This is a genomic window from Streptomyces sp. NPDC096013, from assembly GCF_044763565.1.
Lineage (GTDB): Bacteria > Actinomycetota > Actinomycetes > Streptomycetales > Streptomycetaceae > Streptomyces.
In genome coordinates this window covers 108,422-132,100 of the sequence record NZ_JBIWGK010000010.1, presented here as the reverse complement: position 1 = coordinate 132,100, position 23,679 = coordinate 108,422, and the positions used below count along the sequence as shown (strand labels likewise).

Below are 23,679 nucleotides of genomic sequence, written 5' to 3'. Positions count from 1 at the left end.
CCCTGGGCTGACGGCTCCGGGCCGGAGAACGGCGTGCTGACGGCATCGGGTGAGGGCCCCAAGCCCGCGCCCGGCACCCCGAACTCACACCCTGGACCCCCAAAACCTGAACCCACGGCCCCGCACCGGCACCCCAGCCCGACCGCCCTGGGCCGCGGACCGTACCGGGGCCACCCCCACACCCCAGCCCCGGTCCCTCACTCCGATCCCGGCACCCGCACTCCGCTGTCAGCCCTCGCGCCCCGCACCGCTACCAGTCCCCACACCCCGCTCCCGGTCCCTCCCCTTCCCCGGGCTCCCCTTCCCCCGGCTCCCCGCTCCCCCTCCCTACATCCAATCCTCCGGCTCCGGCTCCGCATCCATCTCCGGCCAGTAATCCGCCCCGGGGTCAACATCCTTCGCCGCCCGCCCAGTCGCAGGCGCCGCCGCCTGCACCGGCACCGAGGCTCCGGCCCCAGCACCGGCACCGGCCCCAGCCGGAGTCGCCCCCTCCGGTGCCTCCCCCAGCGCGGCCAGCACCCCGATCACGCCCTCGCCGTACGTCGCCAGCTTCTTCTCGCCGACCCCGCTGATCTCCCCGAGCTGTCCCACCGAGGTCGGCCACACCGTCGCGATCTCCCGCAACGTCGCGTCGTGGAAGATGACGTACGCCGGAACCCCTTGTTCGCGGGCCTGTTCCGCACGCCACGCACGCAGCGCCTCGAAGGCCGGCTGGAGCGACTCCGGCAACTCCACCGCCGCCGCCTTGGCCTTGCGCTCGCCGCGCCCCGAGGACGACCCCGAGCGCGAGGAACCCGCCGGCTTCTTCGGCTCCTTGCGCAGCGGCACTTCCCGCTCGCGCCGCAGCACGGTCCCGCTCGCCTCGGTGAGCACCAGCGTGCCGTACTCCCCCTCGACCGCGAGCAGTCCCTGTGCCAGCAACTGCCGTACGACACCTCTCCATTCGCCCTCGGAGAGATCCTCGCCGATGCCGAACACGGACAGCTGGTCGTGGTCGAACTGGATCACCTTGGCCGTGCGGCGCCCCATGAGGATGTCGACGATCTGCACGGCGCCGAACTTCTGGCCCCGCTCCCGCTGGAGCCGCACCACCGTCGACAGCACCTTCTGCGCGGCGACCGTGCCGTCCCACGTCTCCGGCGGGACCAGGCACGTGTCGCAGTTGCCGCAGGCCGCCGCGTCCGGGTCCTGCCCGAAGTAGGCGAGGAGTTGGCCACGCCGGCACTGCGCGGTCTCGCAGAGCGCGAGCATGGCCTCCAGGTGGGCGGCGGCCCGACGGCGGAACGCCTCGTCGCCCTCGCTGGACTGGATCATCTTGCGCTGTTGTATGACGTCGTTCAGGCCGTACGCCATCCATGCCGTGGACGGCATGCCGTCGCGCCCGGCACGGCCCGTCTCCTGGTAGTAGCCCTCCACCGACTTGGGCAGGTCGAGGTGGGCGACGAACCGTACGTCCGGCTTGTCGATGCCCATGCCGAAGGCGATGGTCGCGACGACGACCAGGCCCTCTTCGCGCAGGAACCGCGACTGGTGCGCCGCACGGGTGCCCGAGTCCAGGCCCGCGTGGTACGGCACCGCCTCGATGCCGTTGCGCGACAGGAACTCGGCGGTGGTGTCGACGGACCTGCGCGACAGGCAGTACACGATGCCCGCGTCGCCCGCGTGCTCCTCGCGCAGGAAGCTCAGCAGCTGCTTCTTGGGGTCGGCCTTCGGCACGATCCGGTACTGGATGTTGGGCCGGTCGAAGCTCGCCACGAAGTGCCGGGCGCTCGGCATGTTCAGCCGCTGGGTGATCTCCTTGTGCGTCGCGTCCGTGGCCGTCGCCGTGAGCGCGATCCGCGGGACGTCCGGCCACCGCTCGCCGAGCACCGAGAGGGAGAGGTAGTCGGGGCGGAAGTCGTGCCCCCAGGACGACACACAGTGCGCCTCGTCGATCGCGAACACGGAGATCTTGCCGCGCGAGAGCAGGTCCAGCGTGTTGTCGAGCCGCAGCCGCTCCGGCGCGAGGTAGATCAGGTCCAGCTCGCCCGCCAGGAACTCCGCCTCGACCACACGCCGCTCGTCGAAGTCCTGCGTCGAGTTCATGAACCCGGCGCGCACGCCGAGCGCGCGCAGCGCGTCCACCTGGTCCTGCATCAGCGCGATCAGCGGGGAGACGACCACTCCCGTACCAGGTCTGACCAGGGACGGGATCTGGTAGCAGAGCGACTTGCCGCCGCCGGTCGGCATGAGGACGACGGCGTCACCGCCCGCCACCACATGCTCGATGACCGCTTCCTGCTCGCCCCGGAAGCTGTCGTAGCCGAAGACGCGGTGGAGCGTGGCCAGTGCCTCGCTCTCGCCGTGTGTCGCCGGCGTCCGTACTTCGGTCGTCACAACCGTCCCGCCCATCCCGTGCATCGCTCGTCCCCCGTACGTCGTCCCTCGACCACTGCGTCCACGATAGGGCTCCGCGCTGACAGCGTCGGAGTTATCCACAGGCTGGTGACGGTGGCGGGTGCGGCCCGGCGGCGGTTACCGGCTGTGGTCAGTCGATTGGCTCCCGTCACATGGCGCGACCGATCCGGCCGGAACATGCTGCTGGGGCGGGACCGCGGAGGCCCGCCACGCCCCGAACGGACGGCGCGCCGTGCGTGCGGCCGCCTCCCGAAGCCAAGGAGCCCCCACCATGTCCCCTCGGTCCCTGCTGGGTGCCGTCAAGGCCGCCGCCGCGCTGGCGACCGCCGCGGCCCTCGCGCTGGCCGCCGCCCCGGCCCACGCCGCGCCCTCCCCCGACCCGTCCGTGTGGACCCAGCTGAGCAGGACGACTCAGGCCACCGGCAAGTACGGGTACGAGGGGTTCGCGGCGGCCGGCGGCTACGGGCGCACCGACACCTGCGTCGCCGACCCGACCGCGGGCGGTATGGGCTACCACTACGTCAACCCTGCGAACATCGGCTCGGTCGACCCGCAGAAGCCCGCTGCCCTCGTCTACGCGGACGGGTTCACGAACGCCTACACGGGCACGTCCAGCGGCGGCGCGCGCAAGCTGGTCGCGGTGGAGTGGGTCGTGAAGGACACGGGACAGACCGCGCCGACGCTGTTCGGGCAGACCTTCCAGAAGGGTCAGCTCCCCGGCTACTTCACCCTGCACGCCTGGCTCTACAAGCCCAACTCGGCGGGCCTGTTCGCCGCGTGGAACCCCGAGGTCGCCTGTCCGGCGGTCTGACCGCACACACGAAGGCCCCGGTTCCCTCGACAGGGAACCGGGGCCTTCGGCCTGTGCTCAGCGCACGAACACGCCGGCCTGGTTGGCCAGGTCCAGGAAGTACTGCGGGGCCACACCGAGGACGAGCGTGGCCGCCACGGCCACTCCGATCGTCGCCATGGTCAGCGGGGACGGGACCGCGACGGTGGGGCCGTCCGGCCTGGGCTCGCTGAAGAACATGAGCACGATCACGCGGATGTAGAAGAACGCCGCGATGGCCGACGAGAGCACACCGACCACGACCAGCGGCGCCGCGCCACCGGCCGCCGCCGCCTTGAACACGGCGAACTTCCCGGCGAAGCCCGCCGTCAGCGGAATGCCCGCGAAGGAGAGCAGGAACACGGCGAACACCGCCGCGACCAGGGGTGACCTCCGCCCGAGCCCCGCCCACTTCGACAGGTGCGTCGCCTCGCCTCCCGCGTCCCTCACGAGCGTGACGACCGCGAAGGCGCCGATCGTCACGAACGAGTAGGCGCCCAGGTAGAACAGCACGGAGGAGACGCCGTCCCGGGTGGTCGCGATGACACCCGCGAGGATGAAGCCCGCGTGCGCGATCGAGGAGTACGCCAGGAGCCGCTTGATGTCGGTCTGGGTGATCGCGACGATCGCGCCGCCCAGCATCGTGATGATCGCCACGCCCCACATGACGGGCCGCCAGTCCCAGCGCAGGCCCGGCAGCACGACGTAGAGCAGGCGGAGCAGCGCTCCGAAGGCGGCCACCTTGGTGGCGGCGGCCATGAAGCCGGTGACCGGGGTCGGCGCGCCCTGGTAGACGTCGGGCGTCCACATGTGGAACGGCACCGCGCCGACCTTGAACAGCAGCCCCATGGCGATCATCGCGCCGCCGATGAGCAGCAGCGCGTCGTTGCCCATGGTGTCCGCGAGGGCGGGGTTGATGTTGGTGATGGAGCCGTCGACGACCTGGGAGATCGTGGCGTACGACATCGAGCCCGCGTAGCCGTAGAGCAGCGCGATGCCGAACAGGGTGAACGCGGAGGCGAAGGCGCCCAGGAGGAAGTACTTGACCGCGGCCTCCTGCGACAGGAGCCGCTTGCGGCGGGCCAGGGCGCACAGGAGGTAGAGCGGGAGCGAGAAGACTTCCAGGGCGACGAACAGGGTCAACAGGTCGTTGGCCGACGGGAAGACGAGCATTCCGGCGACCGCGAAGAGCAGGAGCGGGAACACCTCCGTGGTGGTGAACCCGGCCTTGACGGCGGCCTTCTCGCTGTCGCTGCCCGGTACGGACGCGGCCTGCGCGGCGAACGAGTCGACCCGGTTGCCGTGCGCCTCCGGGTCGAGCCTGCGCTCGGCGAAGGTGAACAGGCCGACCAGTCCGGAGAGCAGGATCACGCCCTGAAGGAACAGGGAGGGCCCGTCGACCGCGATCGCGCCCATGGCCGCGATGTGCGCCTTGGTGGTGCCGTACCCGTCAGCCGCGAGCGCCACGACCGCCGCGAAGGCGGCGCACAGCGCCACGGCGGACACGAACACCTGGGCGTAGTAACGGGACTTGCGCGGGACGAACGCTTCGACCAGCACCCCGATGAGGGCCGCGCCGAGGATGATCAAGGTGGGCGACAATTGCGCGTACTCGATCTTCGGCGCGGGGATCTTCGCGATCGGGTCGGCCGACGTTGCCGCCGTTGTCCACAGGCTGTGGACGGCTGTTGCGCTCACTTGGCCGCCTCCACCGAGGGCTTGGGATCTTTCTTGTGTACGTCGGACAGGGTCTGCTTGACCGACGGGTTCACGATGTCCGTGACGGGCTTCGGGTAGACGCCCAGGAAGATCAGCAGCACGATCAGCGGGGCGACGACCAGGAGTTCACGCGGGCGCAGGTCCGGCATCGTGGCGACCTCGGGCTTCACCGGGCCGGTCATCGTCCGCTGGTAGAGGACCAGGGTGTACAGCGCTGCGAGGACGATGCCGAAGGTGGCGATGATCCCGATCGCGGGGTAGCGCGAGAACGTGCCGACCAGGACCAGGAACTCGCTCACGAAGGGTGCGAGTCCGGGCAGCGACAGTGTGGCCAGACCGCCGATCAGGAAGGTGCCGGCGAGCACCGGGGCGACTTTCTGCACCCCTCCGTAGTCGGCGATCAGACGCGAGCCGCGCCGCGAGATCAGGAAGCCGGCGACGAGCATCAACGCGGCCGTGGAAATGCCGTGGTTGACCATGTACAGCGTCGCGCCGGACTGCCCCTGGCTGGTCATCGCGAAGATGCCCAGGATGATGAACCCGAAGTGGGAGATCGACGCGTACGCCACCAGCCGCTTGATGTCCCGCTGGCCGACCGCGAGCAGCGCGCCGTAGATGATGCTGATCACGGCGAGGACGAGGATCACGGGCGTGGCCCACTTGCTGGCCTCCGGGAACAGCTGGAGGCAGAAGCGGAGCATCGCGAAGGTGCCGACCTTGTCGACGACCGCCGTGATCAGTACGGCGACCGGGGCGGTGGCCTCGCCCATCGCGTTGGGCAGCCAGGTGTGCAGCGGCCACAGGGGCGCCTTCACCGCGAAGGCGAAGAAGAAGCCCAGGAACAGCCAGCGTTCGGTGTTGGTCGCCATGTGCAGCGAGCCGTTGGCCCGTGCCTGCGCGATCTCCGCGAGAGAGAAGTTTCCGGCCACTACGTAGAGGCCGATCACGGCCGCCAGCATGATGAGGCCGCCGACCAGGTTGTAGAGCAGGAACTTGACGGCCGCGTACGACCTTTGGGTGGCCGCCGCCTCGTCGCCGTGCTCGTGGGCCCGGTCCCCGAAGCCGCCGATGAGGAAGTACATCGGGATCAGCATGGCTTCGAAGAAGATGTAGAAGAGGAAGACGTCGGTGGCCTCGAAGGAGATGATCACCATCGCCTCCACCGCAAGGATGAGGGCGAAGAAGCCCTGGGTGGGCCGCCAGCGCTTGCTGCCGGTCTCCAGGGGGTCGGCGTCGTGCCAGCCGGCCAGGATCACGAACGGGATCAGCAGGGCGGTGAGCGCGAGGAGCGCGACCGCGATGCCGTCCACACCCAGCTCGTAGCGGACTCCGAAGGCGGCGATCCAGGGGTGGGACTCGGTGAGTTGGTAGCGGTCGCCGCCCGGGTCGAAGCGCACCAGGGTCGTGACGGCCAGCGCGAGCGTCGCCAGCGAGACCAGCAGCGCCAGCCATTTCGCCGCGGTGCGCCGGGCGGCCGGGACGGCGGCCGTGGCCACCGCCCCGAGGGCCGGGAGCGCCGCCGTCGCTGTCAGGAGGGGAAAGGACATCGGTATCAGACCGCCCTCATCAGCAGGGTCGCGGCGACGAGGATGGCCGCACCGCCGAACATCGAGACCGCGTACGACCGCGCATAGCCGTTCTGCAGTTTGCGCAGCCTTCCGGAGAGGCCGCCCATGGACGCCGCCGTGCCGTTGACGACGCCGTCGACCAGGGTGTGGTCGACGTAGACCAGGGAGCGGGTGAGGTGCTCGCCGCCGCGCACCAGGACGACGTGGTTGAAGTCGTCCTGGAGGAGGTCGCGGCGGGCGGCCCGGGTGAGCAGCGAGCCGCGCGGGGCGACGGCCGGGACGGGCTTGCGGCCGTACTGCGCCCAGGCGATCGCGACGCCGACGATCAGGACCGCCATGGTGGCCAGGGTGACCGTCAGGGCGCTGACCGGGGAGTTGCCCTCCTCGTGGCCTGTGATGGGCTCCAGCCAGTGCAGGAAGCGGTTCCCGATCCCGAAGAAGGCGCCCGCGCCGACCGAGCCGATCGCCAGGACCATCATGGGGATGGTCATGGTCTTCGGGGACTCGTGCGGGTGCGGGTCGTCGCCGTTCTCGTCCGGCTGCCAGCGCTTCTCCCCGAAGAAGGTCATCAGCATCACGCGCGTCATGTAGTACGCCGTGATGGCCGCGCCCAGCAGGGCCGCGCCGCCGAGGATCCAGCCCTCGGTGCCGCCCTTGGCGAAGGCCGCCTCGATGATCTTGTCCTTGGAGAAGAAGCCGGACAGGCCAGGGAAGCCGATGATGGCGAGGTAGCCGAGACCGAAGGTGACGAACGTGATCGGCATGTACGAGCGGAGGCCGCCGTACTTGCGCATGTCGACCTCGTCGTTCATCCCGTGCATGACCGAACCGGCGCCGAGGAACAGTCCGGCCTTGAAGAAGCCGTGCGTCACCAGGTGCATGATCGCGAAGACGTAGCCGATGGGGCCGAGTCCTGCGGCGAGCACCATGTAGCCGATCTGCGACATGGTCGAGCCGGCGAGGGCCTTCTTGATGTCGTCCTTCGCGCAACCGACGATCGCACCGAACAGGAGCGTGACGGCACCGACGACGGTGACCACCAGCTGTGCGTTCGGCGCGCCGTTGAAGATCGCTCCGGAGCGGACGATCAGGTACACGCCGGCGGTCACCATGGTCGCGGCGTGGATGAGGGCCGAGACCGGGGTCGGGCCCTCCATCGCGTCGCCGAGCCAGGACTGGAGCGGCACCTGGGCGGACTTGCCGCAGGCCGCGAGGAGCAGCATCAGGGCGATGCCCGTGAGTTTGCCCTCGGAGGCGTCACCGACGTGGCTGAGGACCGGCCCGAAGGCGAACGTCCCGAACGTGGTGAACATCAGCATGATGGCGATCGACAGGCCCATGTCGCCGACCCGGTTGACCAGGAAGGCCTTCTTCGCGGCGGTGGCCGCGCTGGGCTTGTGCTGCCAGAAGCCGATCAGCAGGTAGGAGGCGAGACCGACGCCCTCCCAGCCGACGTACAGCAGCAGGTAGTTGTCGGCGAGGACGAGGATCAGCATCGCCGCGAGGAACAGGTTCAGATAGCCGAAGAAGCGGCGCTTGCGCTCGTCGTGCTCCATGTACCCGATCGAGTACAGGTGGATCAGCGAGCCGACGCCGGTGATCAGCAGGACGAAGGTCATCGACAGTTGGTCGAGGCGGAAGGTGACGTCCGCCTGGAAGCCCTCGACGGGGACCCAGGTCCACAGGTGCTGCATGAGCGTCCGGTGCTCGGCGCTCTTCCCCAGCAGGTCGGTGAAGAGGACGACACCGATCACGAAGGAGGCGGCCGCGAGGATCGTGCCGATCCAGTGGCCGACGGCGTCGAGCCGCCGGCCGCCGCACAGCAGTACGGCCGCTCCGAGCAGAGGCGCCGCTACCAGCAGCGCAATCAGGTTCTCCACGATTCAGCGACCCCTCAGAGCTTCATCAGGCTGGCGTCGTCGACCGAGGCCGAGTGGCGGGAACGGAACAGCGACACGATGATCGCGAGCCCGACCACGACCTCCGCGGCGGCGACGACCATCGTGAAGAAGGCGATGACCTGACCGTCGAGATTGCCGTGCATCCGGGAGAAGGTGACGAACGCGAGGTTGCAGGCGTTGAGCATCAGCTCGATGCACATGAACACGACGATCGCGTTCCGCCTGATCAGCACTCCGGTGGCGCCGATCGTGAACAACAGGGCGGAGAGATAGAGGTAGTTGACGGGGTTCACTTCGACGCCTCCTCGGTCCGCTTGAGGTTCGCCGGCTCGATCTCGGTGCGCTCCAGGCGCTCCTCGGCGCGCTGCTCCAGGGCCCGCAGATCGTCGAGCGCCTCGCTGGACACGTCACGGATCTGGCCGCGGTCACGGAGCGTCTTGCTGACCGTGAGCTCGGACGGGGTGCCGTCGGGCAGCAGGCCCGCGATGTCCACCGCGTTGTGCCGGGCGTAGACGCCCGGGGCGGGGAGCGGCGGGACGTGCTTGCCCTCGCGGACGCGCTGCTCGGACAGCTCGCGCTGGGTCCTGGGCCGCTCGGTGCGCTCGCGGTGCGTGAGCACCATGGCGCCTACGGCGGCGGTGATCAGCAGGGCGCCGGTGATCTCGAAGGCGAACACGTACTTCGTGAAGATGAGGGCGGCCAGGCCCTCCACGTTGCCGTTGGCGTTGGCCGTGCTCAGGCCGCCGAACTGGGTCAGCGAGGCGTTGCCGATGCCCGCGAAGAGCAGGATGCCGAAGCCGAGCCCACAGAGAAGGGCCAGCCAGCGCTGGCCCTTGATGGTCTCCGTCAGGGAGTCCGCTGCCGTGACGCCGACCAGCATCACCACGAAGAGGAACAGCATCATGATCGCGCCGGTGTAGACGACGATCTGCACGATGCCCAGGAAGTAGGCGCCGTTGGCGAGGTAGAACACCGCCAGGATGATCATGGTCCCGGCGAGGGAGAGCGCACTGTGCACGGCCCTCTTCATGAGGACGGTGGACAGGGCGCCGATCACCGCGACCGTGCCGAGGACCCAGAACTGGAAGGCCTCTCCGGTGGAGGTGGAGTAGGCGGCGGCGACGAACTGCGGGCTCATGCCTCCACCCCCTCTTCCTTCGCCGCGCCCGAAGGGCTCGCCGATGAACTCGGTTCGCCCTTGGAGACGGCGACCTGGGGCACCGTGCCGGGCGCGGCCTCCGTCACCAGGCCCCGGTAGTAGTCCTGTTCGTCCATCCCCGGGTAGATGGCGTGCGGGCTGTCGACCATGGTGTCCTCAAGGCCGGCCAGCAGCTGTTCCTTGGTGTAGATGAGGTTGGCGCGGCTGCTGTCCGCCAGCTCGAACTCGTTGGTCATCGTCAACGCGCGCGTGGGGCACGCCTCGATGCACAGGCCGCACAGGATGCAGCGGGCGTAGTTGATCTGGTAGACGCGGCCGTACCGCTCGCCCGGCGAGTAGCGCTCCTCGTCGGTGTTGTCGGCGCCCTCCACGTAGATGGCGTCGGCGGGGCAGGCCCAGGCGCACAGCTCGCAGCCGACGCACTTCTCCAGGCCGTCCGGATGGCGGTTGAGCTGGTGCCGTCCGTGGAACCGCGGGGCGGTGGTCTTCTCCTGCTCCGGGTACTGCTCGGTCAGCCGCTTCTTGAACATGGCCTTGAAGGTCACGCCGAAGCCGGCCACGGGGTTCTGGAAACCGGGTTTGGTCTCCTTGGGCTCCTCAGCCATCGGACGCCTCCTTTCCATCCAGAGATCCGTCACTGCCAGTGTCCGGCCCGCCACTGACAATCAACTCCCGCTCGCGGCGCGAGGGGCGCCGCGGCACCGGAGGCAACTCCTGTCCCGGCAGCGGCGGCACGGGGAATCCGCCCGCCATCGCGTCGAACCCGGCGGGTTCCCCGGCCGGTTGCGCGTCGTCCTTGGCCTTCTGGCGGAACATGTCCGCGATGAAGGACAGCAACAGCAGGACGAGCACACCGCCGCCGACGTAGAGGGCGATGTCGGCGAAGTCGTAGTTCTCGTTCTTCAGGGTCCGTACGGTCGCGACGAGCATCAGCCAGACCACGGAGACCGGGATGAGGACCTTCCAGCCGAGCTTCATCAACTGGTCGTAGCGCACGCGCGGGAGGGTGCCGCGGAGCCAGATGAAGAAGAACAGCAGCAGCTGGACCTTGATGACGAACCAGAGCATCGGCCACCAGCCGTGGTTCGCGCCCTCCCAGAAGGAGCTGATCGGCCACGGGGCCCGCCAGCCGCCCAGGAAGAGCGTGGCCGACACCGCGGAGACCGTCACCATGTTCACGTACTCGGCGAGCATGAAGAGCGCGAACTTGATGGACGAGTACTCGGTGTTGAAGCCGCCGACCAGGTCGCCCTCGGACTCCGGCATGTCGAAGGGGGCGCGGTTGGTCTCCCCGACCATCGTGACGATGTAGATGATGAAGGAGACCGGCAGCAGGATGATGTACCAGCGGTCGTGCTGTTGTTCAACGATCGTCGACGTCGACATCGACCCGGAGTAGAGGAACACCGAGGCGAACGCGGCGCCCATCGCGATCTCGTAGGAGATCATCTGCGCGCAGGACCGCAGACCGCCGAGCAGCGGGTACGTGGAGCCGGAGCTCCAGCCGGCGAGGACGATGCCGTAGATGCCGACCGAGGCGACCGCGAGGATGTAGAGCATCGCGATCGGCAGGTCGGTGAGCTGCATCGTGGTGCGGTGGCCGAAGATCGACACCTCGTTGTCGGCGGGCCCGAAGGGGATCACCGCGATCGCCATGAAGGCCGGGATGGCCGCGACGACCGGCGCGAGGATGTAGATCAGCTTGTCGGCGCGCTTGACGATCAGGTCTTCCTTGAGCATCAGCTTCACGCCGTCGGCGAGCGACTGGAGCATGCCCCAGGGGCCGTGCCGGTTGGGTCCGATGCGCAGCTGCATCCAGGCGACGACCTTGCGTTCCCAGACGATCGAGAACAGCACGGTGATCATCAGGAAGGCGAAGCAGAACACCGCCTTGACGACGACCAGCCACCAGGGGTCGCGGCCGAACATCGAGAGGTCTTCGGCAGCGAGGTACGGGTACGGGCTCATGCCTCCACCTCCTTGGGGGCTTCGGCGGCGGGCTTCGCCGGGCCGATGCGGACGAGTGCGCCGGGCAGCGCCCCGGTGTCGGAGGCGACGCCCCCGCCGGTGGAGTTCAGCGGGAGCCAGACCACCCGGTCGGGCATCTCGGTGACCCGCAGCGGGAGTTCGACGGTTCCGGAGCCGCCGGTCACGGCCAGCGCGTCGCCGTCCTTGACGCCCGCCTCGGCGGCCGTGGCGGCAGACACGCGCGCGTGGGCGGCGTGCCGGGTGCCGGCGAGCGCGTCGTCGCCCTCCTGGAGCGCGCCCTGGTCGAGCAGCAGCCGGTGCCCGGCGAGCACGGCCTCCCCGGCGGCCGGCCGGGGCAGCACGCCCGCGGTCTCCAACGGATCACTGGCCCGCGGCCCGTCCCAGGCACCGAGCCGGTCCAGCTCCGCGCGCGTGGTGCGCAGATCGGGCAGACCCAGGTGTACGTCCATGGCGTCGGCCAGCATCTGTAGGACGCGGGCGTCGGTGGGGGCGAGGGTGCGGGTCATCTGGTCGGGCTTGAGCGCCGCGTCGAAGAAGCGGACCCTGCCCTCCCAGTTGAGGAAGGTGCCCGCCTTCTCGGCGACCGCCGCGACCGGGAACACCACGTCCGCGTGTTCGGTGACCTCGCTGGGCCGCAGTTCGAGCGACACCAGGAAGCCCACTTCGTGCAGGGCCGCACGCGTGCGTGCCGGGTCGGGCAGATCGCCCGCCTCCACACCCGCGACGACCAGCGCCCGCAGCTCACCACCGGCGGCGGCCTCGACGATCTGACCGGCGTCGCGGCCGTAGCGGTGCGGGAGTTCGGCGACGCCCCAGGCGACGGCGACCTCCTCACGCGCGCGCGGGTCGGTGGCCGGACGACCGCCGGGCAGCAGCGACGGCAGCGCACCCGCCTCGATCGCCCCGCGCTCCCCGGCCCGGCGCGGAATCCACACCAGCTGGGACCCGGTCGCGAACGAGGCACGTACGGCGGCGGTGAGCCCCCCGGCGACGGCGGCCAGCCGCTCGCCGACGACGATCACCGCGCCCTCGGAGCGCAGCGCCTCGGAGGCACTGGCGCCGTCGTCCTCAAGGCCGACACCGCTCGCGAGCGCGTCCAGCCACTCGGTCTCGGTGCCCGGAGCGGCCGGCAGCAGCGTGCCGCCCGCCTTCTCCAGACCCCGCGTGGCGTGGGTGGCGAGCGAGAACACCCGCTGCCCGTGCTTGCGCGCGGCCTTGCGCAGCCGCAGGAAGACGCCGGGCGCCTCCTCCTCGGACTCGAACCCGACCAGCAGAACGGCGGGCGCCTTCTCCAGGGAGGTGTACGTGACGCCGTTACCGTCGAGGTCCCGGCCCCGGCCCGCGACCCGGGCGGCCAGGAAGTCGGCCTCCTCGCTGCTGTGCACGCGCGCGCGGAAGTCGATGTCGTTCGTGTCGAGGGCCACACGCGCGAACTTGCTGTACGCGTAGGCGTCCTCGATGGTGAGGCGTCCGCCGGTCAGCACACCGGTGCGGCCCCGCGCGGCCGACAGCCCCTGGGCGGCGGCCTCCAGGGCCTCCGGCCAGGACGCGGGCTCCAGGACGCCGTCCGCGTTCCGCACGAGGGGCGTCTGCAACCGGTCGCGCTGCTGCGCGTACCGGAAGGCGAAGCGCCCCTTGTCGCAGACCCACTCCTCGTTGACCTCGGGGTCCACGGCGGCCAGGCGCCGCATGACCTTGCCGCGCCGGTGGTCGGTGCGGGTCGCGCAGCCCCCGGCGCAGTGCTCGCACACCGACGGCGTGGAGACCAGGTCGAAGGGGCGGGAGCGGAATCGGTACGCCGCCGAGGTCAGCGCGCCCACCGGGCAGATCTGGATGGTGTTCCCGGAGAAGTACGACTCGAAGGGGTCGCCCTCACCGGTGCCGATCTGCTGGAGCGCGCCCCGCTCGACCATCTCGATCATCGGGTCGCCCGCGATCTGGTTGGAGAAGCGGGTGCAGCGCGCGCACAGCACGCACCGTTCGCGGTCCAGGAGCACCTGGGTGGAGATCGGGACGGGCTTCTCGTAGGTCCGCTTCCGGCCCTCGAAGCGGGACTCTGCGTTGCCGTGGGACATCGCCTGGTTCTGCAGGGGGCACTCGCCGCCCTTGTCGCAGACCGGGCAGTCCAGCGGGTGGTTGATGAGCAGCAGCTCCATCACACCGTGCTGCGACTTCTCCGCGACCGGCGAGGTGAGCTGGGTCTTGACGACCATGCCGTCCGTGCACGTGATCGTGCAGGACGCCATCGGCTTGCGCTGGCCCTCGACCTCGACGATGCACTGGCGGCAGGCGCCGACCGGGTCGAGGAGGGGATGGTCGCAGAACCGGGGGACCTCGATGCCGAGCTGCTCGGCGGCGCGGATGACCAGGGTGCCCTTGGGCACGCTGATCTCGGCGCCGTCGATCGTCAGCGAGACGAGATCCTCGGGCGGGACCGCAGCCTCGCCCCCTCCGGAGGGGCGCGAGCCCGCGGCGGAGCCGCTGGTCGACTGCTGTACCGTCATGCGTTCACCTCCGTGCGGTCGGCCCAGGCCGTGGACTTGGCCGGGTCGAAGGGGCAGCCCCGGCCCGTGATGTGCTGCTCGTACTCCTCGCGGAAGTACTTGAGCGAGGAGAAGATCGGCGAGGCGGCGCCGTCGCCGAGGGCGCAGAAGGACTTGCCGTTGATGTTGTCGGCGATGTCGTTCAGCTTGTCGAGGTCGGACATGACGCCCTTGCCGGCCTCGATGTCGCGCAGCAACTGCACGAGCCAGTACGTCCCCTCACGGCACGGTGTGCACTTGCCGCAGGACTCGTGGGCGTAGAACTCGGTCCAGCGGGTGACGGCACGCACCACGCAGGTCGTCTCGTCGAAACATTGCAGAGCCTTGGTGCCGAGCATGGAACCCGCGGCACCGACTCCTTCGTAGTCAAGAGGGACGTCGAGGTGCTCGTCGGTGAACATCGGCGTGGAAGACCCGCCCGGCGTCCAGAACTTGAGGCGGTGCCCGGCCCGCATCCCGCCGCTCATGTCGAGCAGCTGGCGGAGTGTGATGCCGAGCGGCGCCTCGTACTGACCGGGACTGGTGACATGGCCGCTGAGCGAGTAGAGCGTGAAGCCCGGAGACTTCTCGCTGCCCATCGACCTGAACCATTCCTTGCCTTTTTGCAGAATGGCGGGAACTGACGCGATCGACTCGACGTTATTCACCACAGTCGGGCACGCATAGAGGCCCGCGACCGCAGGGAAAGGGGGACGGAGCCGCGGTTGACCACGGCGGCCTTCGAGCGAGTCGAGCAGCGCGGTCTCCTCGCCACAGATGTACGCGCCCGCACCCGCGTGCACGGTGAGCTGGAGATCGAGTCCGCTGCCCAGGATGTTCTCGCCGAGGAAGCCGGCCGCGTAGGCCTCGCGCACGGCCTCGTGCAACCGCCGCAATACGGGGACGACTTCACCACGCAGATAGATGAAGGCATGAGACGACCTGATGGCATAACACGCGATGACAATGCCCTCGATGAGGCTATGCGGGTTGGCGAACAGGAGCGGGATATCCTTACAGGTCCCGGGCTCCGACTCGTCGGCGTTGACAACTAGATAGTGCGGTTTTCCATCCCCTTGGGGAATGAATTGCCATTTCATTCCGGTGGGGAAGCCGGCGCCACCACGACCGCGCAGACCGGAGTCCTTCACATACGCGATGAGGTCGTCCGGCGACATCGCGAGCGCCTTGCGGAGCCCCTCGTATCCCTCGTGCCTCCGGTACGTGTCCAGAGTCCAGGACTCGTTCTCGTCCCAGAAGGCCGACAGCACGGGTGCGAGCAGCTTCTCGGGGCTGTGGTCTTTCACTTCGGGTGCCAAGGTCATCACTCCCCCTCCTCGGCGACAGGCCCCGCCGGGTGGGCGGGGTCGGAGGCCGACGTGTCCTGCGGCGCGTCGTGCGAACTGAGGTGCTCGGTCGTCGGCGACTCGTCCTGCGGAGCACCGGAGCCCCGCGGATGGACCACGCGCGCGGGTGCGGTCTCTCCCCTGGCCAGGCGGAGACCCACCAGTGACGCGGGTCCCGCACCGCCGCTCGCCTCGACGGCCCCTGGCCGCTCGTCGGGGAAGCCGGCGAGAATCCGCGCGGTCTCCTTGAAGGTGCACATCGGCGCCCCGCGCGTGGGCTCCACCGGAGCGCCCGCGCGCAGGTCGTCGACGAGGCGCCGGGCGCTGGCGGGGGTCTGGTTGTCGAAGAACTCCCAGTTGACCATCACGACGGGCGCGAAGTCGCAGGCCGCGTTGCACTCGATGTGCTCCAGGGTGACCTTGCCGTCGTCGGTGGTCTCACCGTTGCCGACGCCCAGGTGCTCCTGGAGCGACTCGAAGATCGCGTCGCCGCCCATCACCGCGCACAGGGTGTTGGTGCAGACCCCGACCTGGTAGTCACCGCTCGGCCGGCGCCGGTACATGGAGTAGAAGGTCGCCACGGCGGCGACCTCGGCCGTCGTCAGTTGCAGCAGGTCCGCGCAGAACTGCTGGCCTGTGCGCGTGACATGACCCTCTTCCGCCTGCACGAGATGCAGCAACGGCAGGAGGGCCGAACGGGAGTCCGGGTAGCGGGCGATGATCTCCCGCCCGTCGGCCTCCAGCCGGGCCCGGACGTCGTCCGGGTAGGCGGGCGCGGGCAGTTGGGGCATGCCCAGACTGACGCCCTGCTCCGAAGAACTGGTGGTCACCGGTCGACGCCTCCCATCACGGGGTCGATGGACGCGACGGCGACGATGACGTCGGCGACCTGGCCGCCCTCGCACATCGCCGCCATGGCCTGAAGGTTGGTGAAGGACGGGTCCCTGAAGTGGACCCGGTAGGGGCGGGTGCCTCCGTCGGACACGGCGTGCACCCCGAGTTCGCCCTTGGGTGACTCGACCGCCGCGTACGCCTGTCCCGGCGGCACGCGGAAGCCTTCGGTCACCAGCTTGAAGTGGTGGATCAGGGCCTCCATGGAGGTGCCCATGATCTGCTTGATGTGGTCGAGCGAGTTGCCCAACCCGTCCGGCCCGAGCGCGAGTTGGGCGGGCCAGGCGATCTTCTTGTCGGCGACCATGACCGGGCCGGGCTGGAGCCGGTCCAGACACTGCTCGACGATCCGCAGCGACTGGCGCATCTCCTCCAGGCGGATGAGGAAGCGGCCGTAGGAGTCGCAGGTGTCTGCGGTCGGGACGTCGAAGTCGTACGTCTCGTAGTCGCAGTACGGCTGCGCCTTGCGCAGGTCGTGCGGCAGGCCGGTGGAGCGCAGGATCGGGCCGGTGGCGCCGAGGGCCATGCAGCCGGCCAGGTCGAGGTAGCCGACGTCCTGCATACGGGCCTTGAAGATGGGGTTCCCGGTGGCGAGCTTGTCGTACTCGGGGAGGTTCTTCTTCATCTTCTTGACGAACTCGCGGATCTGGTCCACCGCGCCGGGCGGCAGGTCCTGGGCGAGTCCGCCGGGGCGGATGTACGCGTGGTTCATCCGCAGGCCCGTGATGAGCTCGTAGATGTCGAGAATCATTTCACGATCGCGGAATCCGTAGATCATGATCGTGGTGGCGCCGAGCTCCATGCCGCCGGTGGCGATGCACACCAGGTGGGAGGACATCCGGTTCAGCTCCATCAGGAGCACCCGGATGATCTTCGCCCGCTCGGTGATCTGCTCCTCGACGCCGAGGAGTTTCTCGACGGCGAGACAGTAGGCGGTCTCGTTGAAGAAGGACGTCAGGTAGTCCATGCGCGTCACGAACGTGGTGCCCTGCGTCCACGTGCGGTACTCGAGGTTCTTCTCGATCCCGGTGTGGAGGTAGCCGATGCCGCAGCGGGCCTCGGTGACCGTCTCGCCGTCGATCTCCAGGATGAGACGGAGCACCCCGTGCGTGGAGGGGTGCTGGGGCCCCATGTTGACGACGATGCGCTCGTCGTCGGCCTTGGCCGCGGACTGGACGACCTCGTCCCAGTCGCCACCGGTGACCGTATATACGGTGCCCTCGGTGGTCTCGCGCGCCGAAGCGGCGGAAGCGGATGCTGACTGCGTGCTCACGAGTACGACCTCCGCTGGTCCGGAGCCGGGATCTGGGCGCCCTTGTACTCGACGGCGATGCCGCCGAGGGGGTAGTCCTTGCGCTGCGGGTGGCCCTGCCAGTCGTCCGGCATCATGATCCGCGTCAGGGCCGGGTGACCGTCGAAGACGATCCCGAAGAAGTCGTACGTCTCGCGCTCGTGCCAGTCGTTGGTCGGATAGACCGGGACCAGGGACGGGATGTGCGGATCGCTGTCCGGGGCGCTGACTTCGAGGCGGATCAGCCGGTTGTGGGTGATCGAGCGAAGGTGGTAGACGGCGTGCAGCTCGCGGCCCTTGTCGTGCGGGTAGTGCACCGCGCTGACGCCGGTGCAGAGCTCGAAGCGCAGGGCCGGGTCGTCGCGCAGGGTCCGGGCGACGCGCACCAGGTGCTCGCGTTCGATGTGGAAGGTGATCTCGTCGCGGTCGACGACCGTCTTCTCGATCGCGTTGCCGGGCAGCAGGCCCTGTTCCTCCAGGGCGCCCTCCAGCTCGTCGGCGACCTCGTCGAACCAGCCGCCGTAGGGCCGCCTCGCGGCCCCCGGGAGGCGGATCGAGCGGACCAGGCCGCCGTAGCCGGAGGTGTCGCCGCCGTTGTTGGCGCCGAACATGCCGCGCTGGACGCGGATCTCCTCACCGCCGTCGCCGCGCTGGCCGGGAAGGTTGGAGGCACCCAGGTCCTGCTCCGGGTTGACTCCGTTGGTGCCGTTCGCGTCACTCACCGCAGCAGGCCCTTCATCTCGATGGTGGGCAGTGCCTTGAGCGCCGCCTCCTCCGCCTCACGGGCCGCCTCCTCGGCGTTCACGCCGAGCTTGGAGGACTGGATCTTCTGGTGGAGCTTGAGGATCGCGTCCATCAGCATCTCGGGCCGTGGCGGACAGCCCGGGAGGTAGATGTCGACCGGGACGATGTGGTCGACGCCCTGCACGATCGCGTAGTTGTTGAACATGCCGCCCGACGAGGCGCACACGCCCATGGAGATGACCCACTTGGGGTTCGGCATCTGGTCGTAGACCTGCCGCAGCACCGGCGCCATCTTCTGGCTGACCCGGCCCGCGACGATCATCAGGTCCGCCTGGCGCGGAGATCCGCGGAAGACCTCCATGCCGAAGCGGGCCAGGTCGTAGCGTCCGGCGCCGGTCGTCATCATCTCGATGGCGCAGCAGGCGAGGCCGAACGTGGCCGGGAAGACGGACGCCTTGCGCACCCAGCCCGCGGCCTGCTCGACGGTCGTCAGCAGGAAACCGCTCGGCAGCTTTTCTTCGAGTCCCATGGTCTAAGGCCCCTCAGTCCCATTCCAGGCCGCCGCGCCGCCATACGTACGCGTACGCGACGAAGACGGTGAGCACGAAGAGCAGCATCTCCACGAGCCCGAAAACACCCAGGGCGTCGAAGGTGACGGCCCAGGGGTAGAGGAAGACGATCTCGATGTCGAAGACGATGAAGAGCATCGCCGTCAGGTAGTACTTGATGGGGAAGCGCCCGCCGCCGGCCGGCGTGGGGGTCGGCTCGATGCCGCACTCGTACGCTTCGAGCTTGGCCCGGTTGTACCGCTTCGGACCGATCAGCGTGGCCATGACCACGGAGAAGATCGCAAAGCCTGCCCCGAGGGCTCCCAGTACGAGGATGGGCGCATACGCGTTCACCGCTCCTCGCTCCTCTCAGTCGGCACTGACTGCTGGCGATGGCATCGGGTCAGCTTCCGGCTCACGTGCCCCTCAACCCCCGTTCGTCCCAACGAAGATCGCGAACATGTGAAGCAGGTCACAAGCCCAACTGCCTCGCATCTTATGCCCGGCGCTCTGTGATCTGCGACACGGGGTATTGCACAAGCTTTGTGATCTCCACCACCTGACGAACGATCATCAAGCCGGATGAGCGGTGATCTTCACACCCGAAGCGTCCGAGTGATCACGAGAGGTGACATTCGCGCTCGTCATCGCAGGCCGAAGGGGTCGTCTCCATATCAAGAGGGTTCCCTTGCATGCAAATTGGAGTTGGACGCGGCGGCTTGATAGTGGAAGCGCGTTCACACATCAGAGGGAGGCCCGCGGCACGGTGTGGACGCGTGCACGCGTTCACGAAGTCACCCGCCGGCGGTACCCACGCAGGACGCACGCATTCCGGTAACCGTTCCGTGACCTCCACCACACTCATGAGAGGCCCATGAGAACGGGGCTTGGCCACCGGTCCCAACAGATGGTAGGCGGCGGGCAATTCGGGCGTACCGACGAAAGGCCGTGATCACGGGCCTGATCGCCCAGGTCCGCAATGTCCGTTACGGCGTCAATAAGGAACGACACACCCGGGGTTGATGACGCCCGTTGAACAATTGTGGCGCAGCACACGTTTCTTGAAGGTATGGAGGAGCCCCTGATACCGGTTGGTCTCATGTCCCACACCGCTCACATACGTAGCCACCGGAAACCCCGCCGCAGCGCGACGACGAACATCGCCGTGCGGGCCGGAGTTGCCGGTGGCGTTCTCAGCATGGCGGCGGCGGGTGCAGCCTCGGCCAACGCTGCTGAGACGACACAGACCCTGCAACTGCCCACCCTGACCGCCGACCTGGCCACCCAGGTCGCCCAGTCCGCCGAGGCCACGCAGCAGGCCGCGGCGAACTACCAGCTGCAGGCGGAGCGTGACACGGCCGCCGCGAATGCCGCGAAGCAGGCGAAGGCGGACCTCGCCGACGCCAAGAAGAAGGCGGAGGCCAAGAAGAAGGCGGCCCAGGAAGCCGCTCGCAAGGCCGCTGCGGCGCGCGCGGCCTCCCGCAGCTCCGAGCGGACCACCCTGTCCGCGGCGACGACCACAAGCGCCTCCACGAGCACCGGCTCGTCGACGGCCACGGGTTCGGCCGCGGCCATCGTGGCCTTCGTGAAGGCGCAGATCGGCAAGTCGTACGTCCTGGGCGCCACCGGCCCCAGCGCCTACGACTGTTCGGGACTCGTCGGCGCCGCCTTCAAGCAGGTCGGCATCAGCCTGCCGCGTGTCTCCCAGGACCAGTCGACCGCCGGTACTCAGGTCTCCCTGAGCAACCTTCAGGCCGGCGACATCCTGTACTGGGGCAGCGCGGGCAGCGCGTACCACGTGGCGGTGTACGTGGGCGACGGCATGTTCGTCGGCGCGCAGAACCCCTCCACCGGCATCGTGGAGCGGCCGCTGTCCTACGACATGCCGACCGGTGCGGTGCGGGTGCTCTGAGCCCGCGCACGACGCCGTGAGCATGGGGCCGCTGCCGCTCGGGGGCAGCGGTCCCCTCGGCGTACCCTCCGGTCACCCCGGACCCACGGGGCGTTCCCACTACCGGAGTTCGCCGCTTCCCTGAAAGGCTCTCTTCTCCTGTTCGGCTAACCAGTACGCCGGACGTCAAACCGGAAGAGAGCAATCCATGCCCCGAGTCTTCGTCCAGGGCAGTCCCGTCGACTCCTGTCCCTGGCCCGCGCCCGACGCCCGCCGCGGTTCCGTGCGACGGGTCACCGAGGTCGGCGAGGAGGTCCTGCACCGCCCGTGCCGGGACGTCACCGAGTTCGGGCCCGATCTCGCCGCGCTCATCGCCGACATGTTCCTCACCATGTACATCGCCGACGGAGCCGGCCTCGCGGCCAACCAAGTGGGCGTCGATCTGCGCCTGTTCGTGTACGACTGCTTCGACGACGACGGTGTCCGACATGTCGGACACATCGTCAACCCGGTCCTCGACCCGCTCGACCCCGCCGGGCGCCGGCTGCTCGACGAGGGCGAGGGCTGCCTGTCGGTGCCGGGCGCCGTGATGGACGTACCGCGTCCGGACCGGGCCGTGGTGCGCGGGCTCGACAAGGACGGCGACCCGCTGGTGATCGAGGGCACGGGGTACTTCGCGCGCTGCCTCGCCCATGAGACCGACCACGTCAACGGTCAGGTGTACCTGGACCGGCTCTCCAAGCGGGACCGCAAGGAGGCGCTGCGGCAGATGGCGGACCGGCGCGACGAGGTGTTCGCCCGCCGGGCCGCCAAGGCAGCCGCGCTCAGCAGCTGATCACACCGGAGCCAGAAGCCGGGGCGGCCTGAAGGCCGGCCCAGAAGCCCGAGCCCGAAGGCCGGCCCGGAAGCTCGGGGCCGAAGGCCGCCCCGAAGCCCGGGGCCCCGAAGCGCTGCCCTACGGCTGCTGCCGCTACGCCTTCGGCGCCACCTTGCTCAGGCCGTTGATGATGCGGTCCATCGCGTCGCCGCCAGAGGGGTCGGTGAGGTTGGCCAGCATCTTCAGGGTGAACTTCATCAGCAGCGGGTGCGTCAGGCCGCGCTGGGCCGCGATCTTCATGACCTTCGGGTTGCCGATGAGCTTCACGAAGGCGCGGCCCAGCGTGTAGTAGCCGCCGTAGGTGTCCTTGAGGACCTGCGGGTAGCGCTGAAGGGCGAGTTCACGCTGGGACGGGGTCGCGCGGGCGTGGGCCTGGACGATGACGTCGGCGGCGATCTGGCCGGACTCCATGGCGTAGGCGATGCCCTCGCCGTTGAAGGGGTTCACCAGGCCGCCGGCGTCGCCGACCAGCAACAACCCCTTCGTGTAGTGGGGTTGACGGTTGAAGGCCATCGGGAGGGCGGCGCCGCGGATCGGGCCGGTCATGTTTTCGGGGGTGTAGCCCCAGTCCTCGGGCATGGACGCGCACCACGCCTTCAGCACCTCGCGCCAGTCCAGTTCCTTGAAGGAGTCGGAGGTGTTGAGGACGCCCAGGCCGACGTTCGAGGTGCCGTCGCCCATGCCGAAGATCCAGCCGTAGCCGGGCAGCAGGCGGTCCTCGGCGCCGCGGCGGTCCCACAGCTCCAGCCAGGACTCCAGGTAGTCGTCCTCGTGGCGGGGCGAGGTGAAGTACGTCCGTACGGCCACGCCCATCGGGCGGTCCTCGCGGCGGTGCAGGCCCATCGCGAGGGAGAGGCGGGTTGAGTTGCCGTCGGCGGCGACCACCAGGGGCGCGTGGAAGGTGACCTCGCGCTTCTCCTCGCCGAGCCTGGCGTGGACGCCGGTGATGCGGCCGGTGCGCTCGTCGAGGATGGGGGCGCCGACGTTGCAGCGCTCGTAGAGCCGGGCGCCGGCCTTCTGGGCGTTGTGGGCGAGCTGCTCGTCGAAGTCGTCGCGCTTGCGGACGAGGCCGTAGTCGGGGAAGGAGGCGAGATCGGGCCAGTCCAACTGGAGGCGTACACCGCCGCCGATGATCCGCAGGCCCTTGTTGCGCAGCCAGCCGGCCTCCTCGGAGATGTCGATGCCCATGCCCACGAGCTGCTTGGTGGCGCGCGGGGTGAGGCCGTCGCCGCAGACCTTCTCGCGCGGGAACTCGGTCTTCTCCAGCAGGAGGACGTCGAGTCCGGACTTGGCGAGGTGGTAGGCGGTGGCGGAGCCGGCTGGCCCCGCGCCGACGACGATCACATCGGCGGTGTTTTCGGAGAGGGGCTCGGTCACGGCGGGATCTCCCCAAGTTCGGAATCTGCGTGCCGACCGGCACTGGACATGGGCAGTCTATTCAGCGCCACTGATCACCCGGCTGAAGGGCTGCCCCGTGAACCGAGCTCTCCCCGCAGTACGGCTGCGTGTTCCCACCGACGAGGACGCCGTCGCCTGGCACCGGGCCTTCGACCACCCCGATGTCATGGAGTTCCACGGCGGCAGGACCGCGGAGCTGTCCGTCTACGAGGAGTTGACCGCCCGCCAGCGCCGGCACGACGCGGAACGCGGTTTCTGCCTGTGGACGATGCTCGACGCCGAGGACCGGGTGATCGGCTTCACCGGCGCCCAGCCGTGGCCGCACGAGTGGGGGCCGAAGGGCGAGATCGAGATCGGGTGGCGGCTGGGGCGGGAGTTCTGGGGCCAGGGGTATGCCACGGCGGCGGCGGAAACGACCCTGGAGCGGGTGCGGGCGGCCGGGGTGCCGAGCGTGGTGGCGATGGTCCTGGCCCGCAACACGCGGTCGATCGCGGTGACCCGGCGGCTGGGCATGCGTCTCGCCGAGGTCTTCACCACGCCCTCGCGCGAGGAGGAGGGCCACTGCTACCGGCTCGAACTGTAACTCAAGGTAACCATCCGCTACAGAAC

At 69.2% G+C, this 23,679-nt stretch carries 20 protein-coding genes; 4 read left to right on the top strand and 16 right to left on the bottom strand.

The window, feature by feature from the left end; genetic code table 11:
• Nucleotides 1–327: 327 nt before the first annotated feature.
• Nucleotides 328–2,391, bottom strand: a complete 2,064-nt coding sequence (gene recQ / locus ACIRB1_RS30405; protein WP_403467660.1) for a DNA helicase RecQ — start codon at nucleotides 2,389–2,391, stop codon at nucleotides 328–330.
• 277 nt (nucleotides 2,392–2,668) lie between these two features.
• On the opposite strand from recQ, the gene ACIRB1_RS30400 reads away from it, so the two are divergent.
• Entirely contained in the window at nucleotides 2,669–3,208 is a 540-nt protein-coding gene (locus ACIRB1_RS30400; protein WP_403467659.1) for a hypothetical protein, read from the top strand.
• Nucleotides 3,209–3,265: 57 nt separating this feature from the next.
• Here ACIRB1_RS30400 and nuoN read toward each other — a convergent pair whose 3' ends face one another.
• From nuoN to ACIRB1_RS30330, 14 genes are read right to left on the bottom strand one after another with little or no spacing between them, the layout of a single operon-like run.
• A complete protein-coding gene (gene nuoN / locus ACIRB1_RS30395; protein ID WP_403467658.1) occupies nucleotides 3,266–4,924 on the bottom strand; it encodes an NADH-quinone oxidoreductase subunit NuoN in 1,659 nt (552 codons plus the stop codon).
• Nucleotides 4,921–6,492, bottom strand: coding sequence for an NADH-quinone oxidoreductase subunit M (locus ACIRB1_RS30390; RefSeq protein ID WP_403467657.1), 1,572 nt, complete (start codon nucleotides 6,490–6,492; stop codon nucleotides 4,921–4,923). Before ACIRB1_RS30390 ends, nuoN begins: the two co-directional genes overlap by 4 nt.
• Nucleotides 6,493–6,497: 5 nt before the next feature.
• Nucleotides 6,498–8,393 carry an NADH-quinone oxidoreductase subunit L gene (gene nuoL / locus ACIRB1_RS30385; RefSeq protein ID WP_352184941.1) on the bottom strand — a complete coding sequence of 632 codons (1,896 nt, stop codon included), beginning with the start codon at nucleotides 8,391–8,393 and terminating at the stop codon, nucleotides 6,498–6,500.
• Between the two features lie 14 nt (nucleotides 8,394–8,407).
• A complete protein-coding gene (gene nuoK / locus ACIRB1_RS30380) occupies nucleotides 8,408–8,707 on the bottom strand; it encodes an NADH-quinone oxidoreductase subunit NuoK (protein WP_016437642.1) in 300 nt (99 codons plus the stop codon).
• Complete coding sequence (locus ACIRB1_RS30375; RefSeq protein WP_352184942.1) at nucleotides 8,704–9,552, bottom strand: NADH-quinone oxidoreductase subunit J; 849 nt, start codon at nucleotides 9,550–9,552, stop codon at nucleotides 8,704–8,706. The genes nuoK and ACIRB1_RS30375 overlap by 4 nt, the downstream gene beginning before the upstream one ends.
• Entirely contained in the window at nucleotides 9,549–10,178 is a 630-nt protein-coding gene (nuoI, locus tag ACIRB1_RS30370; RefSeq protein WP_352184943.1) for an NADH-quinone oxidoreductase subunit NuoI, read from the bottom strand. The genes ACIRB1_RS30375 and nuoI overlap by 4 nt, the downstream gene beginning before the upstream one ends.
• Nucleotides 10,171–11,541, bottom strand: a complete 1,371-nt coding sequence (nuoH, locus tag ACIRB1_RS30365) for an NADH-quinone oxidoreductase subunit NuoH (RefSeq protein WP_352184944.1) — start codon at nucleotides 11,539–11,541, stop codon at nucleotides 10,171–10,173. Before nuoH ends, nuoI begins: the two co-directional genes overlap by 8 nt.
• Nucleotides 11,538–14,066, bottom strand: coding sequence for an NADH-quinone oxidoreductase subunit G (locus tag ACIRB1_RS30360; RefSeq protein ID WP_352184945.1), 2,529 nt, complete (start codon nucleotides 14,064–14,066; stop codon nucleotides 11,538–11,540). The genes nuoH and ACIRB1_RS30360 overlap by 4 nt, the downstream gene beginning before the upstream one ends.
• Nucleotides 14,063–15,409, bottom strand: coding sequence for an NADH-quinone oxidoreductase subunit NuoF (nuoF, locus tag ACIRB1_RS30355; protein WP_403467656.1), 1,347 nt, complete (start codon nucleotides 15,407–15,409; stop codon nucleotides 14,063–14,065). Before nuoF ends, ACIRB1_RS30360 begins: the two co-directional genes overlap by 4 nt.
• A complete protein-coding gene (gene nuoE, locus ACIRB1_RS30350) occupies nucleotides 15,409–16,260 on the bottom strand; it encodes an NADH-quinone oxidoreductase subunit NuoE (protein ID WP_266769542.1) in 852 nt (283 codons plus the stop codon). The genes nuoF and nuoE overlap by 1 nt, the downstream gene beginning before the upstream one ends.
• On the bottom strand, nucleotides 16,257–17,594 hold the full coding sequence (locus ACIRB1_RS30345) for an NADH-quinone oxidoreductase subunit D (RefSeq protein ID WP_403467655.1): 1,338 nt from the start codon (nucleotides 17,592–17,594) through the stop codon (nucleotides 16,257–16,259). The genes nuoE and ACIRB1_RS30345 overlap by 4 nt, the downstream gene beginning before the upstream one ends.
• Nucleotides 17,591–18,334: an NADH-quinone oxidoreductase subunit C gene (locus tag ACIRB1_RS30340; protein WP_352184948.1), complete on the bottom strand. Its 744-nt coding sequence runs from the start codon at nucleotides 18,332–18,334 to the stop codon at nucleotides 17,591–17,593. Before ACIRB1_RS30340 ends, ACIRB1_RS30345 begins: the two co-directional genes overlap by 4 nt.
• A complete protein-coding gene (locus ACIRB1_RS30335) occupies nucleotides 18,331–18,885 on the bottom strand; it encodes an NADH-quinone oxidoreductase subunit B family protein (protein ID WP_007383964.1) in 555 nt (184 codons plus the stop codon). The genes ACIRB1_RS30340 and ACIRB1_RS30335 overlap by 4 nt, the downstream gene beginning before the upstream one ends.
• Nucleotides 18,886–18,898: 13 nt before the next feature.
• Nucleotides 18,899–19,258 carry an NADH-quinone oxidoreductase subunit A gene (locus ACIRB1_RS30330; protein WP_007383963.1) on the bottom strand — a complete coding sequence of 120 codons (360 nt, stop codon included), beginning with the start codon at nucleotides 19,256–19,258 and terminating at the stop codon, nucleotides 18,899–18,901.
• A gap of 745 nt (nucleotides 19,259–20,003) precedes the next feature.
• Between ACIRB1_RS30330 and ACIRB1_RS30325 the strand changes: the two genes are divergently transcribed.
• Both ACIRB1_RS30325 and def read left to right on the top strand, forming a co-directional pair.
• Complete coding sequence (locus ACIRB1_RS30325; protein ID WP_352184949.1) at nucleotides 20,004–20,816, top strand: C40 family peptidase; 813 nt, start codon at nucleotides 20,004–20,006, stop codon at nucleotides 20,814–20,816.
• Nucleotides 20,817–21,003: 187 nt separating this feature from the next.
• Nucleotides 21,004–21,630 carry a peptide deformylase gene (def, locus tag ACIRB1_RS30320; protein ID WP_352184950.1) on the top strand — a complete coding sequence of 209 codons (627 nt, stop codon included), beginning with the start codon at nucleotides 21,004–21,006 and terminating at the stop codon, nucleotides 21,628–21,630.
• Nucleotides 21,631–21,765: 135 nt separating this feature from the next.
• Here the strand turns inward: def and ACIRB1_RS30315 are convergent, their stop codons facing one another.
• Nucleotides 21,766–23,049 (bottom strand): geranylgeranyl reductase family protein, encoded by a 1,284-nt coding sequence (locus ACIRB1_RS30315; RefSeq protein ID WP_352184951.1) that lies wholly within the window; start codon nucleotides 23,047–23,049, stop codon nucleotides 21,766–21,768.
• A 97-nt stretch (nucleotides 23,050–23,146) separates the two neighbouring features.
• Between ACIRB1_RS30315 and ACIRB1_RS30310 the strand changes: the two genes are divergently transcribed.
• On the top strand, nucleotides 23,147–23,653 hold the full coding sequence (locus tag ACIRB1_RS30310; RefSeq protein ID WP_352184952.1) for a GNAT family N-acetyltransferase: 507 nt from the start codon (nucleotides 23,147–23,149) through the stop codon (nucleotides 23,651–23,653).
• Nucleotides 23,654–23,679: the final 26 nt, after the last annotated feature.

Coding starts and splice junctions, on each gene's coding strand:
- ACIRB1_RS30375 (WP_352184942.1), bottom strand. CDS start 9,552: ATGAGCCCGCAGTTCGTCGCCGCCGCCTACTCCACCTCCACCGGAGAG.
- nuoH (WP_352184944.1), bottom strand. CDS start 11,541: ATGAGCCCGTACCCGTACCTCGCTGCCGAAGACCTCTCGATGTTCGGC.
- recQ (WP_403467660.1), bottom strand. CDS start 2,391: ATGGGCGGGACGGTTGTGACGACCGAAGTACGGACGCCGGCGACACAC.
- ACIRB1_RS30390 (WP_403467657.1), bottom strand. CDS start 6,492: ATGTCCTTTCCCCTCCTGACAGCGACGGCGGCGCTCCCGGCCCTCGGG.
- ACIRB1_RS30400 (WP_403467659.1), top strand. CDS start 2,669: ATGTCCCCTCGGTCCCTGCTGGGTGCCGTCAAGGCCGCCGCCGCGCTG.
- ACIRB1_RS30360 (WP_352184945.1), bottom strand. CDS start 14,066: ATGACGGTACAGCAGTCGACCAGCGGCTCCGCCGCGGGCTCGCGCCCC.
- ACIRB1_RS30325 (WP_352184949.1), top strand. CDS start 20,004: ATGTCCCACACCGCTCACATACGTAGCCACCGGAAACCCCGCCGCAGC.
- ACIRB1_RS30335 (WP_007383964.1), bottom strand. CDS start 18,885: ATGGGACTCGAAGAAAAGCTGCCGAGCGGTTTCCTGCTGACGACCGTC.
- def (WP_352184950.1), top strand. CDS start 21,004: ATGCCCCGAGTCTTCGTCCAGGGCAGTCCCGTCGACTCCTGTCCCTGG.
- nuoF (WP_403467656.1), bottom strand. CDS start 15,409: ATGACCTTGGCACCCGAAGTGAAAGACCACAGCCCCGAGAAGCTGCTC.
- nuoI (WP_352184943.1), bottom strand. CDS start 10,178: ATGGCTGAGGAGCCCAAGGAGACCAAACCCGGTTTCCAGAACCCCGTG.